This window comes from Streptomyces sp. NPDC043867 (assembly GCF_056435845.1).
The window spans coordinates 1-15,084 of the sequence record NZ_JBWKDS010000012.1 but is presented as its reverse complement, the minus strand read 5'-3'; the positions used below and the strand labels follow the sequence as shown (position 1 = coordinate 15,084).

Here is a 15,084-nt window from a genome sequence, read left to right as displayed (position 1 = left end):
GAAATCTCGGGCGGAGCGTCCGGAACACGCGACGACCAGGCACGGGTGCATATCTCATGTGCACGGATGAAGAACACAGGCATGCGAAACACATGGGGTTTCATGCGGAAATCACGTTCTGCGGGCAGATCTCCGGCTGGTACCCTCGGGGTCGTTCCGCACCATTCCCCTCGACCTCATGGGACCGAACCTTTTCGGTCGATCCGGACCGTGAACACACAAGGGGGGTACGCGTGGAATTCCGGGTTCTGGGGCCTGTCGGAATACATCGAGCGGGGCGCGGTCCCACACCGATGGCGGAGAAACCGATGACGGTGCTCGCCGCGCTGCTCCTCGCGGGCGACCGCGTGGTCTCCGACGCGCAACTGCGCGAGGTCACCTGGGGGCCGACGCCTCCCGCCACGGTCGACCAGCAGCTCTACAGCTACGTCTCACGGCTGCGCAAACTGCTGTCCCCCGGAGCGACGATCCTGCGTCACCGGCCGGGCTACCGCCTCGTCCTGACCGACGCCACACTCGACTACGCCGAGTTCGAGCGACTGGCCGGTCTCGGCTACGACGCCTTGCAGGCCCGCCGCCACGCCGTTGCCGCCGAGCATCTGGCCGCGGCACTCGCGCTGTGGCGCGGCCCCGCGCTCAGCGGTGTGACCGAGCACCTGGCCAGGGTCGAACTCCCCCGGCTGCAGGAGACCCGCATGGCCGCGCTCGAGGGCCGGATCGCCGCGGATCTCGCGCTCGGCCGCCACGACGCGCTGGTCTCCGAACTCGTCGACCTGGTCCAGGACCACCCGCTGCGCGAACGGCTGCGCGCCCAGCTGATGACGGCGCTCTACCGGGTGGGCCGGCAGGCCGACGCGCTGGCCGAGTACCAGCGCGGCCGGGCGATCCTCGCCGAGGAACTGGGCATCGATCCCAGCTCGATGCTCACCGACGTCTTCCAGTCCATCCTGTCCGGGGATCCCCGGCTCGCCGCCCTCCCCCAGGAGATCCGCGTCCATGCCCGGCCCCGGGTGCGGCCGGGCATGCTGCCTCCGGCCGTCGCCGACTTCACGGGCCGCGAGCCCCAGCTGCGTGAACTGTCCGGACTGCTGCGCGGCGACCGCATCGGGCCGGCCCCGGTCATCGTGACCGGCACCGCGGGAGTGGGCAAGAGCGCCCTCGCCGTCCAGGCCGGGCACCGGTGCCTGGACGCCTTCCCCGACGGCCAGTTGTACGCGGACCTGGGCGGGCCGCAGGAGCGTCCACGAGATCCCTACGACGTCCTCGAGTGGTTCCTCCAGGCACTGTGCGAGCCCGGCACCCCGATGCCCGTGACCCTGGAGGCGCGCACCCAGCTCTACCGCAGTGTGCTCGCCGAACGCCGCTGCCTGGTCGTCCTGGACAACGCCGACTACGAACAGCAGGTGCGGCCACTGCTTCCGGGGGCCGCCGGCAGCCGGGTGGTCGTGACGACCCGGTCACGCTTCACGGCCCTGGAGGGCGCGCGGTCGCTGGAACTCGATGTCTTCACCCGCTTCGAGGCACTCGCGCTGTTGCGCCGCGTGATCGGTCCCGACCGCATCGCGGCGGAGCACGACGTGGCCGACTCCCTGATGGTCCGATGCGGCCGGCTGCCGATCGCCGTCCGGGTGGTGGCCGTACGGCTGGCCGCCAAACCCCACTGGCCGCTGGCCGAGATGGCGCGCAGGCTGACCGACGGCGACCGGCGACCGCTGGACGAACTGCGCCTCGCCGACATCGACGTCCGGTCCTCGCTGCGCCCGAGTTACCTGCGGTTGCCGGTCAGGGCCCGGACCGCGCTGGGCCGGCTGTCGCTGCTGCCCACCGCGGAGATACCGGCCTGGCTTGCGGCCTCCGTACTGGAGACCGACGAGTCCCGGACCGAGGATCTCCTGGAGACGCTGGTCGACGCCCGGCTGCTGGAGGTGCGCGAGACGCACCGGCACGGGCAGCTGCGCTGCCGGATGCCCCCCGTGGTCCGCATGTTCGCCCGCGAGTGCGCGGAGTCCGAGACCGACGCGGCCGACCGCAGGTCGACGGTCGACCGGGCGCTCACCGCATGGCTGATGCGGGCCCGCGCCGCCGTCAGCGCCCTGGCCGACGGACGCCAGGTGGCCGCGGCCGGCGCTCTGCGGTGGTTCGACACCGAGAGGCACGGCCTCGTCGCGGCGTTCCGTCAGGCCGACACCGAGGGGCACGGCGCCGCGGCCCGCTCACTCGCCCGGACCGTCACGGAGCTGACCAGACTCAGCGCTGCCGCGGACGGCCGCCTCACCGCCCCGCACCGGCCGGCCCCGCCCCCCGCCCTGACCGGGGCCGACCCCGCGGGCACCGCCTCGCCCCGCCCGTGAGGACCGTCCCGCAAGTCCCGGCGGGCGCACGGCGACAGCCACGGCACCTCGCGTTGTCGGATCGCCCGAACACGCCCGGTACGAGGACGACCCTCCGCCTTGCGATGCACCGCAGCTGACGCCGCGCGCTGACCCACCGGGAACTGCGGGACAGCCCTTGGACGAAAATGCCCCGGTGCTGCGGCCGTACGAGGCCCGCAGCACCGGGGAGACGCGGCCGCCGATGCTGAGCGACGGGGGATGAAACCCAGCACCGGACAGCGACCGCGCGTCCTGGGGGCCGCCGCTACGTCCTGGCGTCGGCCCGGGTCTCCTGCGTCGGCGCCTTCCCGCCGGCCTGCGGCGCCCGCTGCTGCGCACCTCCCGCCGGGAGGCGGACCATCGCGAAGGCGAGGACCGCCGCCACGGCCGCGAGCGCGGCCGCCACCCACAGCATGACGTTCAGACCGGAGGTGAACGCGTCGCGCACCAGGTGCTCCACACCGGCGCGCTCACCGGCGGGCGCACCGGAGATGACCGACTGCGCCTGTCCGCCGCTCAGCGCGACGGCCGTGTCGTGCGGGCCCTCGAGGTCGCTCTTGTCCCTGAGGACACTCTCGATCCGCGACTGGAAGATCACCCCGAACACCGCGATGCCCAGCGCGAATCCCAGCTGCCGGAACGTGTTGAGCGCACCGCCCGCCATGCCTCCGCGCTCGGGCGGCACCGAGGCCAGCGCCGCGGCCGCGAGGCTCGGCGTCACGAGGCCGACGCCCATTCCCGACACGATCAGCCCGGCGACGAGGGTGTTGGCCGAGGACCCCGCGTCGAGCATGGCCTGGAGCGCGGAACCGACGGCGACGAGAGCGAGGCCCGCGCCCACGGCCGTCCGGGGCGGCAGGGGGCCGAACTTTCCGGCCAGCGTCGAGACGACGAAGGCGGCACCGCACATGGGCAGGATGTAGAGACCCGCCTTGACGGGCCCGTAGCCCAGCACGGTCTGCATCCACAGCGACTCGAACAGCAGGTAGGCGAACGCGGCGCCCTGGAGGATGAGCCCGCTGATCATGATGCCGGTGAACGACGCCCGGCGGAACAGGGACAGGTCGAGGATGGGGTGCTCGTGCCTCAACTCGACGACGATGAAGAGCGCGAGAGCCACCACGGCGACGGCGAACATGCCGAGCGTGAGGGAGGAGCTCCAGCCGTCCGAGTGGGCGTGGATCAGCGCGAAGGTGAGCGCTCCGCTCGCCACGGTGAAGCTGAGCGTGCCCAGGACGTCCGCGCGCTGGCCGCCCGTGGACTTCTCCTCGCGCACGACCCGCCTGGTCAGCACGACGGCGGCCAGGCAGACCGGCAGGTTGACGAAGAAGATCCACCGCCAGTCCAGGTACTCGGTGAGCAGTCCGCCGATCACCGGACCGGCCGCGGCCGCGATGGCGTTGGTGGCACCCCACACCGCGAACGCCACCCCGCGTTCCCGGCCGGCGTAGTGCATGCCCAGCAGGGCGATCGTCGTACCGAACATCCCCGCGGCGCCGAGTCCCTGGACTGCCCTGGCCGCGATCAGCACGCCCGTGTTCGGGGCGATGGCGCACAGCAGTGAGGCTGCCGTGAAGATGATCAGCCCGCCGAGGTAGACCTTCTTGCGGCCGATCCGGTCGGCGGAGGAACCCACCCCGAGCAGCAGCGCCGCCAGTGCCAGGGCGTAGATGTCGACGACCCATTCGAGGTCGGCGAGTGTGGTGTCGAAATCCGCCGCCATGTCGGGGAGCGCCACGGTGACGATCGTCACGTCCACCAGCAGCATGAAGGTGCCCAGGCTGATCGCCGCCAACGGCCACCACTTACTCATACGCATACGAACCCCTTCCCAAGTACGAGAGCCCCGGGGGCCCGTCGACCTGCCCAGCTTCCGGGCCGGGGGCGTCGCGGCCTACGCAGGGCGGGACAGGTGACGGATATCGACGCCCAGGCGGCTACCGTGAAGGAAAGAGGGGGTTTCTCGTCGGAACGAGACGGCCTGCCCGTTTGATCGACTGCAGCACCGGCGCGGTCTCCACATGCTTCACGCTGCTCAGTGCGCCGATGCGCGTGCTCAGGTAGTCGTAGAACTCGTCGATGTCCCGGAACACGGCGATCGCGGCCAGGTTCGACTGGCCGGACGTGGCTGCCGTGAAGCCCACCTCGGGATGCCGGGACAGTTCCTCGGCCACGCTCACCAGGTCCGCCGGCGGCACGGTGAGCCAGAGCATGATCTCCGTCTCGTACCCGAGAAGCCCCGAGTCGATCTCGACGTCGAAGAACAGCGCCCGCATCTCCCGCAGTTGCTCCAGCCGGCGCCGGACGGTCGACTCCGACCATCCCGTGGCGGCGGCCAGCTCGGCGTAACCGGCCCGGCCGTCCGAGGCGAGCATGGCGAACAGGCTGCTGTCGCCGTCACGCATCTGCACGCGCACTCCTCGCGGCGGTGGCTCGGGCAGCCGGGGCCGGAGCAGCTCGGCCTCCTTGTCCGTCAGGGCGTGGGTCTTTCCGTGCCAGCCCGTGGGGCCGCCGAAGAAGGTGTGCAGCAGGTAGTGCGCGGAGATGTCGACCACCCGGGGGGTGCGCGGGAGTTTCTGCAGCAGGAGGGACGCGCCCTCCGCGCGGTGCGGGGCCCGGGTGAGACAGACGATTTCGGTGCCGCCGGCGGTGAGACTCACCCAGGACGTGTCGTCACGCCGTGCCAGGGCGCCTGCGACGCTGCTCGCTGTGTCCGGCGTGCACCGGACCCGCACCAGCCATTCGATGTGGCCGAAGCGGGCGGCGTCGGGCAGCCCCAGCACGCGCATCGCCCCCGACCCGCGCAGCCGGCGGTAGCGCCGCGCCACGGTCTGGTCGGACACGCCGAGGACCTCGGCGATGTATTTCAGCGGAGCCCGCCCGTCGAGCTGCAGGGCGTGCACGAGGCGGAGGTCCAGCTCATCCAGACCATGAGATTCCATCTGCAGCACGCTAGTTGACGTCGTCATCCGGCAGGAGGGGCCTTCTGAGTCGCGTTTTCCGACAGAAGGGGCGCGCTGGATGGCGTGCCCCGGCAGAACTGCCGAACAATGCGGAACACGTGGCGCCGACGGGGGCACGGTGCCCGTCGGACACCCGCCGCGGCGGCCGACGACATGCGAAGGGGCATGCTTGTGGACACGGCGTATTCGCAGTGCGGCCGGAGGGTTTCCGTGCCGGGCCTCCCCCGGGGCGTCGGTCTGACGGCACTGTGCACGGCGGGCGAACGGGAGGCGGAGAGCCGGCGCCCCGACCGGTTCTTCGAGGACCCTCTCGCCCGGGTGCTGACCAAGGTCATCGGCGTGTCTCCTAGCACGAGGGGCCTGTGGGACGGGCATGCCGTGAGGGACCCGGCACCGGTACGGGACTTCGTCGCCCTGCGCACCCGGTTCTTCGACGACGCTCTGCGGGCCGCGCCCGCTCGGTGCCGCCAAGTGGTGCTGCTGGGTTCGGGACTGGACTCCCGCGCCTTCCGCCTCGACTGGGCGCGGGGCACCGTGGTGTACGAGCTCGACCGGCGCGATGTCCTGCACCTGAAGCACGACATGGTGACCAGGGCCGGCCAGGAACCCCGCTGCACGCGGGTGGAGGTGGTCGCCGACCTGCGGGGTGACTGGCCGGGGGCGCTGCGGGCCGCGGGCTTCAATCCGTGGCGGCCCACGGTGTGGGTCGTCGAGGAACTGCTGCCCTATCTGAGCCGCGCCGAGAACGACCGGGTGCTGACCGGGATCACGGCGATGTCCGCCGCGGGCAGCCACCTGGTGGCCGATCACTTCGACCGGTCCCTGCAACGTTCCGTGAACTTCTCCGCCATGACCGAGGCCCGGTGCGCCGTGGGTGCGGTCTGGCGCTCCACGCTCGAAGCCCCGGACGGATGGCTCGCCCCGTACGGCTGGTCCTGCGGTCTCACCGACCCCGGTGAACTCGCCCTTCGCAACGGACGCAGACCCCCCGGTCTGTTCGCTCCGCACACCGGGGGCGGCGGACATCTGTGGCTCATGAGCGCGGTCCGCTGACCGCCGCCTCCGTGAGCACGGAGACGGCGGTGACATCGGTTGGGAACCGAGGGACAGGAGTGAAAAGCACGCACCCGGGACCGGGACCGCATTCGGCTTGGATCAGCCACGGATTGCGAGCGATGCGCGTTCCGTGGCCCCAGATGATTGCACTCGTCATTGCATTGCCGGAACGCTGGCGATACACCTTGGCTCGGCGTTTTTCCAGAGAATGCGGCAGCAACCGCGGAGGGCCTCGTCCGGTGATACTGTTCTTCCCGCATCACCATTCTTCCGGAATCCCTGCCTCATTCGGCGGCAGCAAGGCGGAATGCGACCTTCAGATCCATTGTGCTTCGCGCGCGATCCGCAACGCGTCGATGCGGTTGCGGGCCCCCAGCTTTGTCACCATGGAGGAGAGATAGTTGCGCACGGTCCCTCCGGAGAGGTGTAACTGCGCCGCGATCTCTCCCACCGTGTCACCCCGGGAGACATGCTCCAGCACGGAGAACTCCCGCGGGGTCAGCGGGCAGTCCTCGTTACCCAGCGCGGCGACCGTCAGTTCCGCGTCGAAGACCCGCTCACCGCGGTGGACCCGGTGGATGACCTCGAAGAACTGGCGTGGTGGCATGCTTCGTGCCGCCAGGCCGCCGATCCCGGTCGCGAAGGTCCTGCGGACGATCGACCGACTGAACGTCGTGGCGAGCAGCATGCTCCGGCACCCCGGAAGCCCCGCTATCTTGTCGGCGATGGCTATCGCGTCGCCGTCCCCGCCCCCCAGGCTGATGATCACCACGTCCGGCTTGTGCGACTCGGCGAGCTCCAGCGCTTCCAAGTGGCTGTCCGCCGATCCGACAACACGGATCTCCTCGTGCCGCTCAAGCAGTGCAGTGAGCGCGAAACGGGACAGATACAGGTCGTCGGAGACCAGCACATCGATTCCCACTCGATCCCCCATTTGTTCCTCGAGAGGCCCGGAGGCCACAACACCCGATCCACGCCAAACAATAGCACCGGTGTGCGAGTTATTGAAGCGTGATCCTAAATTGCGCAGACGCCGAGTGTAAATGCAGAGTAAAGTCGGAGCCGGTTCGTGAAGTCCCCGCGCACGGTGGTCGTCCGGCGCGTGTATGGCCATTATCGGACAGCTCGACTGGGCACATTATGTAGGCCGTCTATATGAATCACCGTCGCCGTCCACACCGGCACGGGCGGCGGCCGGGGGACGAACTGCGCCGTCCCGTTCCCCGGGCGCCGGCCCTCTCGCCGGTATCGCGGCGGGCCCTCAGACCTGGTTGAGGCCGCCGTCGACGAAAAGCTCCGCCCCGGTGGTGAAGGAGCTCTGGTCCGACGCCAGGAAGACCGCCGCCGCGGCCACCTCCTCGGCTTCGGCGAGCCGGCCGAACGGCACCATGGAGGCGAGGGCGTCCGCCACCTGCCGCCCGCCCGGCGCCGAGAGGCTGCGGATGCCGGGGGTCTCGGTCGGGCCGGGGCTGAGGGCGTTGACGCGGATGCCGCGGCGTGCGAGCTCGGCGGCCCAGGTCCGGGCGAAGTTGCGGACGACGGCCTTGGTGGCGCTGTACGTGGTCATGCCGGCGACGCCCCGGGAGGCGTTGGTGGAGGAGAGCACGATCACCGAGGCGCCTTTCCGCAGCAGGGGCAGCGCCTTCTGAACGGTGAAGAGTGTCCCCTTGACGTTGGTGTCGAACGTCTTGTCGTAGTGCTCTTCGGTGATCTCCCCCAGCCGGGCCAGTTCGCCGAATCCGGCGTTGGCCACGACGACGTCCAGCCGTCCGCTGCGCTGCTCGATCGTGGCGAACAGGCGGTCGAGGTCGGCCAGGTTCGACACATCGCCGTGAACGCCGTAAGCCCGCTCCCCGACGGCCTTCACAGCCACGTCCAGCTCCTCCCGCCGCCGGCAGGTGAGGTAGACGGTGGCCCCCTCGGCGGCGAACCGCCTGGCGGTGGCCAGCCCGATCCCGGTCGACCCACCGGTCACCAGGGTGACTTTCTCATCCAGCTGTCCCATGATCTCCACTTCCTGAAGGGCAGGTCCGGTACCTACGCGGTGACTGATCCCAGCTGCAGCAGCCGGTTGCGGGCCTCCTGGCGGTGGGCCGGCGGTTCCCGCTCCGCGCACTCGGCGGCATAGATGCCGATGAGGCTGTGGAAGCGGTACTGCTCACCCGGCCCCTCCTCCAGCAGGTGATGGGCGACCAGGACCGAGAGCAGTCTGCGGGCCGTGTCCCGGTCCGTTCCCGCCAGCGCCTGGGCGATCGGAACGGTGAACGGGCCGCTGCACAGGCCCAGATGACGGAACATGCGCGCCGCGTCCACGGGCAGCGCCTGGTACGACGCCTCGAACACACTGCGCATGCTGGCCGCCGCGTCGTCCTTCACCGTGAGCCGGTCGAGCCGTCCCTGTTCCGCCACGTACTGCTCGACGAGCGCGGCCACCGGCACACCGGGGTTGGCCGCCAGCCCGTCGGCCACGATGCGCAGCGCCAGTGGCAGTCCCCCGCACAACGTCACCAGGCGCTCGGTGGCCACGTCCCGCGCCCTGAGCCGGCCCCCGCTGAGACCGGCGAGCAGGTACGCGGACTCCTGTCCCGACAGCGGTCCGAGCGTGACCAGATGGGCACCGTCGCGCACCGCGAGCCCCCGGAAGCGCTGCCGGCTGGTCGCGAGGACACCGGACGAGCCCCCGGGGATGAGGGGCCTGAGCTGATGGGCGCTGGACGCGTCGTCGAGCACCACCAGCATCCGCCGGCCGTGCAGCACGCTCCGGTAGAGGGCGGCGCGGGCGCCCACGCCCGGGGGTATCCGCGAACTCTCGACCCCCAGGCTTCCCAGGAGCTGCCCGAGCGCGTCCGCGGCGTCCACCGTCGGGCCCTGGAGTCCGGTGCCACGCAGGTCCACATACAACTGGCCGTCGGGAAAACGGTCGGCGAGCCGGTGCGCCAGCTCCAGGACGAACGCCGACTTGCCGACGCCGGCCGACCCGTCGACGACCGCCACCGAGGCCGTCCCGCCGGGTCTCAGGCTGTCGTCGACCAATCTCCTCGCCAGGTAGGCAAGTTCCTGGAAACGGCCGACGAACCCGCGCACCAGGGGCGGTAGTTCAAGCGGCTTGAATGCGCCGCGGAAGGCGGCCTCGCGGGGGACCGCGAGGAGCACCGGCGCACTCTCCCCGGCGGGAGACCCGAGCCCCGGGTGGCCGGACAGGATCTGCTGGTACAGGTCGCGCAGATCGGCGCCGGGCTCTATGCCCAGCTCACTGCTCAGCAACTGCCGGGTCTCCTCGTACATGTGCAGGGCGTGCGCCTGCCGACCGCTGCGGTACAGCGCCAGGATCAGCAGCCACCGCAGCTTCTCCCGCAGCGGTTCCTCAGCCACCGCGCTCGTCAGTTCGGTGACCATCTCGGCGTGCCGTCCGGCCACCAGCATGTCGGCGGCCCTCTCCTCCACGGCCGTGAGCCGCAGGTCCCGCAGCCGCGCTCGCTCCATCCCGGCGAACGGCCCGGGGACTCCGAGGTACGCCTCGCCGTGCCAGAGCGACAGTGCCTGCTCGTACAGCCGCAGGGACGCGTCGCAGTCGCCCTCCCCCCGTGACCGGCGCGCGTCACCGAGTCCGCGGGTGAAGAGGGTGACGTCCACGCTCTCGGGGTCCAGCCGCAGGCAGTACCCGCCGGATTCGGAGGTGAGCAGCGCGCCGGCCGCCCGCCTGCCGCGGCCGGGCTCCAACACCCTGCGCAGCCCGCCTATGTAGGTGTGCACGCCGTTGGCGGCCGTCTGCGGCACACCGCCTCCCCATACGGCGTCCACGATGGTCTCGACGGCGACGACGTCGTTGGCGCGGCTCGCGAGCAGGCCCAGCACGGCCCGCTGCTTGGGCGGGCCCAGCGGCACCTCCGACCCGTCCCTCCACGCACGCACCGGTCCCAGGAGCTGTATGCGCAGGGGTCTCTCCATGGCCATGGGCCGTTCGCCTCCTGAAGTCGTGTCCCGTCCGTTCGCCCAGCCCTGGCCCGCGCGGTCTCCGCCCGGCAGGTCCGAGTACACCGGGATATGCGCAGAACTTCAGTTCCGTATCCGCCGCGCAGGAGAAATCCACAGGGTTCCTCGTGAACCCGTTACCTGGTAAAATTCTCCGGAAGCCGCGGGGCCGACTGCGCTATCGCGGGGACCCGCGTGGCATTCCCGCCGCGACCGTGCGGTCACGGAATCTCATGTATCTCCTCCGATTCGGGCAAGCGCGTCGAGGATCTTGCCCCAGCGGGGCGTATCCAGCATCAAAAGACGTGCCTCATAAGCGGACCGGAGCGCGTGGTTCGCCTATGCGAAAAGAGACGCATCGCCACAGCTCACCGTTGAGACAGCAGCGCAGAAATGAGCGGGGAGCCGGCGCACCCGGCCGGTCGGGGCAAGGCGCCGGGCCCCCGGGCCCCGCTCACGGCTGGCCACCACGGGTCACCTGAACCCCGCACGACCCCGTCCGGGATGAATTCAGGCCGACAGTCCTGTTCGCGCCGGAGTCAGATTAGCCACGGGGCGTCCGCGGGCTCAACACCGATATGGCGTCGCCATTGCGCGTTCACGGCGAGCGGGGGTGCCGTCGAATACCACCCCGGCTGCCGGTGCCCTGCGCGTCGCCCGGGGCAGAAAGAAGTCCACGACTAAACCACTGGTCGAAGATTGACTGAGCATGGTTCCCCCGTCTTTCTGCCCGGTCTGATGCACACGTAAAGTCCAAAAAGTGCACGCGGTGGGTCACGATAGCTGCGGTATGGCCGGTTGTCACCCCACCCTCGCGCCGCCCCCCGGGCGGGCGCGACACGACTCCGGCGCCACGGATGCGCACCTTGTTACTCGATCTTGAGACACGCGGGCACGTGGACCCCCTGCTGCGGTACAGTCAATATTCGAACGCGTTTCAAAACCGATGGGAGACCGATGAGCGCGATCGACCCTGCCGAGTCGAAGGAGCGGTCCGCACCACCCGCGGACACCGGCCCCGCAGCTGAACAGAGCACGGGACGACTCCTTCGCCCTTACGCCAGGAGCTTCGCGGCCGTCGTGATCCTGCAGGTCCTGGGCGCCGTCGCGGGCCTGGTCCCGCTGCTCGCGGTCGTCGAACTGGGCCGGAGCCTGCTGGCGCCCGGCCCGACCGATCACGATCACGTCTGGAACGTCGTGATCGCGGGGGCCGTGGGTCTCCTCGTCCGGCTGCTGTTCACCGCCGCGTCCGCAGCGATCGGCCACATCCTTGACGGTCAGGTGCAACTGACCTTCCGCAGGCGGCTGGCCGAGCGGCTCGGACGTGTGCCGATCGGCTGGTTCTCACGACGCCGGACCGGTGAGCTGGCCAAGGTGGTCGGTGAGGACGTCAGCGCGGTGCACCCGTTCATCGCCCACGCCCCTGCCGAGCTCACCGCGGCCTTCGTGGTGCCCCTCGTGTCACTGGTCTACTTGTTCACCATCGACTGGCGGCTCACGCTGATCACCCTGGTACCCGTGGTGGCCGCCGTCGCGCTGGTCCCGCTGATGGAAACCGAGGCCCGCAAGCGCGAACAGCAGGAGTTCGACGGGGGCATGGGGCGGATCTCGAGTTCCGTCGTGGAGTTCGTGCAGGGCATCGCGGTGGTCAAGGCCTTCGGCGCGTCCGGACGTGCCCACCGTGAATTCCTCGCCGCCGCCGACGACTTCGGCGCCGTCTTCTACCGGTGGGTGCGTGGTATCGCCAGGATCGGCGCCGCGATGCAGACGGTGCTGTCGCCGCCGTTCGTCCTGCTCGTCGTACTCCTCGGCGGTACGCCCCTGATCACCGGCGGCGACATGCCCCCGGCCGACCTGCTGCCCTTCCTGCTGCTCGGACTGGGTCTCACCGCGCCCATCGCGGCCCTCAGCCACGGCTTCGACGACCTGCAGGCCGCCGGCCGCGCGGTCGGCCGGATCAAGGAGGTGCTCCAGGAGCAGCCCCTGGCGGAGCCCGCACACCCGCTCGCACCCCAGGGTCACCGGGTCGAGCTGCGTGACGTCCGGTTCGGGTACGAGGACGGTCACGAGGTGCTGCGCGGGATCGACCTGGTCCTCGAACCGGGCACGGTCACCGCGCTCGTCGGGCCGTCGGGAAGCGGTAAGTCCACCCTGGTCCAGCTGTTGCCGCGGTTCTTCGACCCGACCCACGGTTCCGTCGTCCTGGGCGGTGCCGACCTGCGGGAGATCGGCAGCCGGAACCTGTACCGGACCGTCTCCTTCGTCTTCCAGGACGTTCGCCTGCTGCGCGCGTCGATCGCGGAGAACATCGCGCTCGCCGTACCGCACGCCGACCTCGACGACGTGGTCCGCGCCGCCAGGCTGGCGAACATCCACGACCGGATCCTCGAACTGCCCCGCGGCTACGAGTCGGTGGTCGGCGAGGACGCCGGACTGTCGGGAGGCGAGGCGCAGCGGATCTCGATGGCACGCGCGCTGCTCGCCGACACACCGGTCCTCGTGCTCGACGAGGCCACCGCCTTCGCCGACCCGCAGACCGAGCAGGCGCTGCGCCAGGCCCTGGCGACACTTCAGGGCGACCGGACGCTGCTGGTCATCGCCCATCGCCTGGAGACGGTCGCCGACGCCGACACCGTCGTGATGCTGGACGACGGACAGATCGTCGAACGCGGCAGGCCCGCCGAACTGCTCGCGCGGGGCGGCAGGTTCGCAGAGTTCTGGCAAACCCACCGATCCGCGGTCGGTGACGAGGCCGAAACCAACGGTGGCGTACTCCAAGGAGACGAACGTCGATGATCCGCCTGCTGTTGCGCGTGCTGGGACGCGAGTACGCCCGGCCGTTGCGTCGCACCGTGGCCCTGATGGCGACGACCGCCGTCGTCGAGGGTCTGTCCTACGCCCTGCTCGTGCCCGTGCTGCGGGAGCTGTTCGGCAGCACGCCCGACGACGCCTGGCCCTGGCTGATCGGCTTCGCAGCCTCGGTCGCCCTCTACGCGGTGCTGCGCTACCTCAGCGACCTGTCGGGGTTCCTCGTCGCCGCCGGGATGCTGCGCGGCCTGTACCACCGGTTCGGCGATCATCTCGCCAAGCTCCCCATCGGCTGGTACAGCACCGGGCGGCTCGGCGAACTGTCCGTCCTGGCCAGTCGCGGTGTCCTTCAGGCGATGGGTGTGATCGCGCATCTGCTGGCGCCGTTCGTCGCCGCCAGTGTGACTCCCCTGACGATCGTCGCCGTGATTTTCGCCCTCAACTGGCAGATGGGTCTGGCCGCGCTGGCCGCCGCGCCGGTCGTGGCGGCGATCCAGGTCTGGACGGGACGCTCGATGGCCGCCAGCGACGCGGAACGCGCCGAGCGCGACCACGAGGCCACGGGGCGGGTCATCGAGTTCCTCCAGGCCCAGCCGGTGCTGCGGGCCGGCGGCCGGACCGGCGAGCGCTTCGAGCTGCTGGACGACTCGTTGCAGGGAGTGCAGCGCGCGTCCCGCCGGTCCACGCTGTCGTCGCTGCCCGGCACCCTGGGCCTGACGCTCACCGTGCAGGCCATGTTCACCGGACTGCTGGTCCTCGGCGCCTACCTGGCGCTCGGCGGGGACATCGGCGTGGCAGAGGTGCTGACCATCCTGGTACTGGTGGCCCGCTGCGCGGATCCTCTGCTGTCGCTGTCCGAGACCGGCGGCAAACTCCGCGGGGCGCGCTCCGTGCTGGCGGGACTCGACGCGGTGTTGCGCGCCGAGCCGCTGCCGGAGGCCACCGACCCGGTCCGGCCGTTGCGCCATGACCTGGAGTTCGAGTCCGTCGTGTTCCGGCACGGCGACCGGACGGTGATCGACGGGATGTCGCTGTCCGTACCGCAGGGCCAGCGGCTGGCCGTCGTCGGACCGTCGGGCACGGGCAAGAGCACCCTGCTGCAGCTGCTCGCGCGGTTCTACGACGTCGACGCGGGCGTGGTGCGCGTGGGCGGGGTGGACGTGCGTTCCATCGACACGGAGGTGTTGATGGAGCAGATCGCCATCGTCTTCCAGAACGTCTACCTCTTCGACGGCACGATCGAGGAGAACGTGCGTCTGGGCCGGCCCGATGCCACCGAGGCCGAGGTGCGGGCGGCGGCGAGCGCCGCGCGGCTGGACGAGGTGATCGAGCGGCTGCCCGACGGCTGGGAGGCGAAGGTCGGTGAGGGCGGCGCCCTGCTGTCGGGTGGTGAGCGCCAGCGTGTCTCGATCGCGCGGGCCCTCCTGAAGAACGCGCCCATCGTGCTGCTGGACGAGGTGACCTCCGCGCTGGACCCGGTGAACGAGGCGGCCGTCCACGAGGGCATCGAGCGCCTGATGGCGGGCCGGACCGTGGTGATGGTGGCGCACCGGATGCGGACCGTCCAGCGCGCCGATCGCGTCGTCTTCCTGGAAGACGGCCGGATCGCGGAGGAGGGCGGCCACGACGAGCTGCTGCGCCGCGGTGGCCGCTACGCCGATTTCTGGAACATCTCCATGGCACCGGCGGCCACGGACTGAGCCGGCGTCCTTCGGTTCCCGCCGTGCACGGCAGACGGATCGGGCGTGGGGGGGGGGGGGGGGGGGGGGGGGGGGCGGAGGGGGGGGGGGGGGGGGGGGGGGGGGGGGGGGGGGGGGGGGAAGGAGGGGGGGGGGGGGGTGGGGGGGGGGGCGCGCAGCCGGGTGTCGAAGAGGAGCTCGGCCACGAGGACTCCGGTGTCATGGTGTCAGCGC

At 70.8% G+C, this 15,084-nt stretch carries 9 protein-coding genes; 4 read left to right on the top strand and 5 right to left on the bottom strand.

All coding sequences use genetic code 11. The annotated features are described in order from the left end of the window. Window positions 1-308 precede the first annotated feature (308 nt). Entirely contained in the window at window positions 309-2,351 is a 2,043-nt protein-coding gene (locus AC069T_RS14225) for an AfsR/SARP family transcriptional regulator (RefSeq protein WP_478783006.1), read from the top strand. A gap of 286 nt (window positions 2,352-2,637) precedes the next feature. On the opposite strand, the gene AC069T_RS14220 is transcribed toward AC069T_RS14225, so the two are convergent. Beyond that, window positions 2,638-4,191 carry an MFS transporter gene (locus AC069T_RS14220; RefSeq protein WP_478783005.1) on the bottom strand — a complete coding sequence of 518 codons (1,554 nt, stop codon included), beginning with the start codon at window positions 4,189-4,191 and terminating at the stop codon, window positions 2,638-2,640. Between the two features lie 118 nt (window positions 4,192-4,309). After that, window positions 4,310-5,314, bottom strand: a complete 1,005-nt coding sequence (locus AC069T_RS14215; protein WP_478783004.1) for an Lrp/AsnC family transcriptional regulator — start codon at window positions 5,312-5,314, stop codon at window positions 4,310-4,312. A 231-nt stretch (window positions 5,315-5,545) separates the two neighbouring features. Here AC069T_RS14215 and AC069T_RS14210 point away from each other — a divergent pair, with 231 nt between their 5' ends. Then, window positions 5,546-6,388, top strand: coding sequence for an SAM-dependent methyltransferase (locus AC069T_RS14210; protein ID WP_478783003.1), 843 nt, complete (start codon window positions 5,546-5,548; stop codon window positions 6,386-6,388). Window positions 6,389-6,707: 319 nt separating this feature from the next. Here the strand turns inward: AC069T_RS14210 and AC069T_RS14205 are convergent, their stop codons facing one another. The 3 genes from AC069T_RS14205 to AC069T_RS14195 form a co-directional block, all read right to left on the bottom strand. After that, window positions 6,708-7,325 carry a response regulator transcription factor gene (locus AC069T_RS14205; RefSeq protein WP_478783002.1) on the bottom strand — a complete coding sequence of 206 codons (618 nt, stop codon included), beginning with the start codon at window positions 7,323-7,325 and terminating at the stop codon, window positions 6,708-6,710. A gap of 327 nt (window positions 7,326-7,652) precedes the next feature. Further along, on the bottom strand, window positions 7,653-8,396 hold the full coding sequence (locus AC069T_RS14200) for an SDR family NAD(P)-dependent oxidoreductase (protein ID WP_478783001.1): 744 nt from the start codon (window positions 8,394-8,396) through the stop codon (window positions 7,653-7,655). Between the two features lie 32 nt (window positions 8,397-8,428). Then, a complete protein-coding gene (locus AC069T_RS14195; protein ID WP_478783000.1) occupies window positions 8,429-10,345 on the bottom strand; it encodes an AfsR/SARP family transcriptional regulator in 1,917 nt (638 codons plus the stop codon). A 975-nt stretch (window positions 10,346-11,320) separates the two neighbouring features. On the opposite strand from AC069T_RS14195, the gene AC069T_RS14190 reads away from it, so the two are divergent. Then, window positions 11,321-13,159 carry an ABC transporter ATP-binding protein gene (locus AC069T_RS14190; protein WP_478782999.1) on the top strand — a complete coding sequence of 613 codons (1,839 nt, stop codon included), beginning with the start codon at window positions 11,321-11,323 and terminating at the stop codon, window positions 13,157-13,159. Continuing rightward, a complete protein-coding gene (locus AC069T_RS14185) occupies window positions 13,156-14,871 on the top strand; it encodes an ABC transporter ATP-binding protein (RefSeq protein ID WP_478782998.1) in 1,716 nt (571 codons plus the stop codon). The genes AC069T_RS14190 and AC069T_RS14185 overlap by 4 nt, the downstream gene beginning before the upstream one ends. The last annotated feature ends 213 nt before the right edge of the window (window positions 14,872-15,084 follow it).

Coding starts and splice junctions, on each gene's coding strand:
- AC069T_RS14225 (WP_478783006.1), top strand. CDS start 309: ATGACGGTGCTCGCCGCGCTGCTCCTCGCGGGCGACCGCGTGGTCTCC.
- AC069T_RS14220 (WP_478783005.1), bottom strand. CDS start 4,191: ATGCGTATGAGTAAGTGGTGGCCGTTGGCGGCGATCAGCCTGGGCACC.
- AC069T_RS14215 (WP_478783004.1), bottom strand. CDS start 5,314: ATGGAATCTCATGGTCTGGATGAGCTGGACCTCCGCCTCGTGCACGCC.
- AC069T_RS14205 (WP_478783002.1), bottom strand. CDS start 7,325: ATGGGGGATCGAGTGGGAATCGATGTGCTGGTCTCCGACGACCTGTAT.
- AC069T_RS14200 (WP_478783001.1), bottom strand. CDS start 8,396: ATGGGACAGCTGGATGAGAAAGTCACCCTGGTGACCGGTGGGTCGACC.
- AC069T_RS14195 (WP_478783000.1), bottom strand. CDS start 10,345: ATGGCCATGGAGAGACCCCTGCGCATACAGCTCCTGGGACCGGTGCGT.
- AC069T_RS14190 (WP_478782999.1), top strand. CDS start 11,321: ATGAGCGCGATCGACCCTGCCGAGTCGAAGGAGCGGTCCGCACCACCC.
- AC069T_RS14185 (WP_478782998.1), top strand. CDS start 13,156: ATGATCCGCCTGCTGTTGCGCGTGCTGGGACGCGAGTACGCCCGGCCG.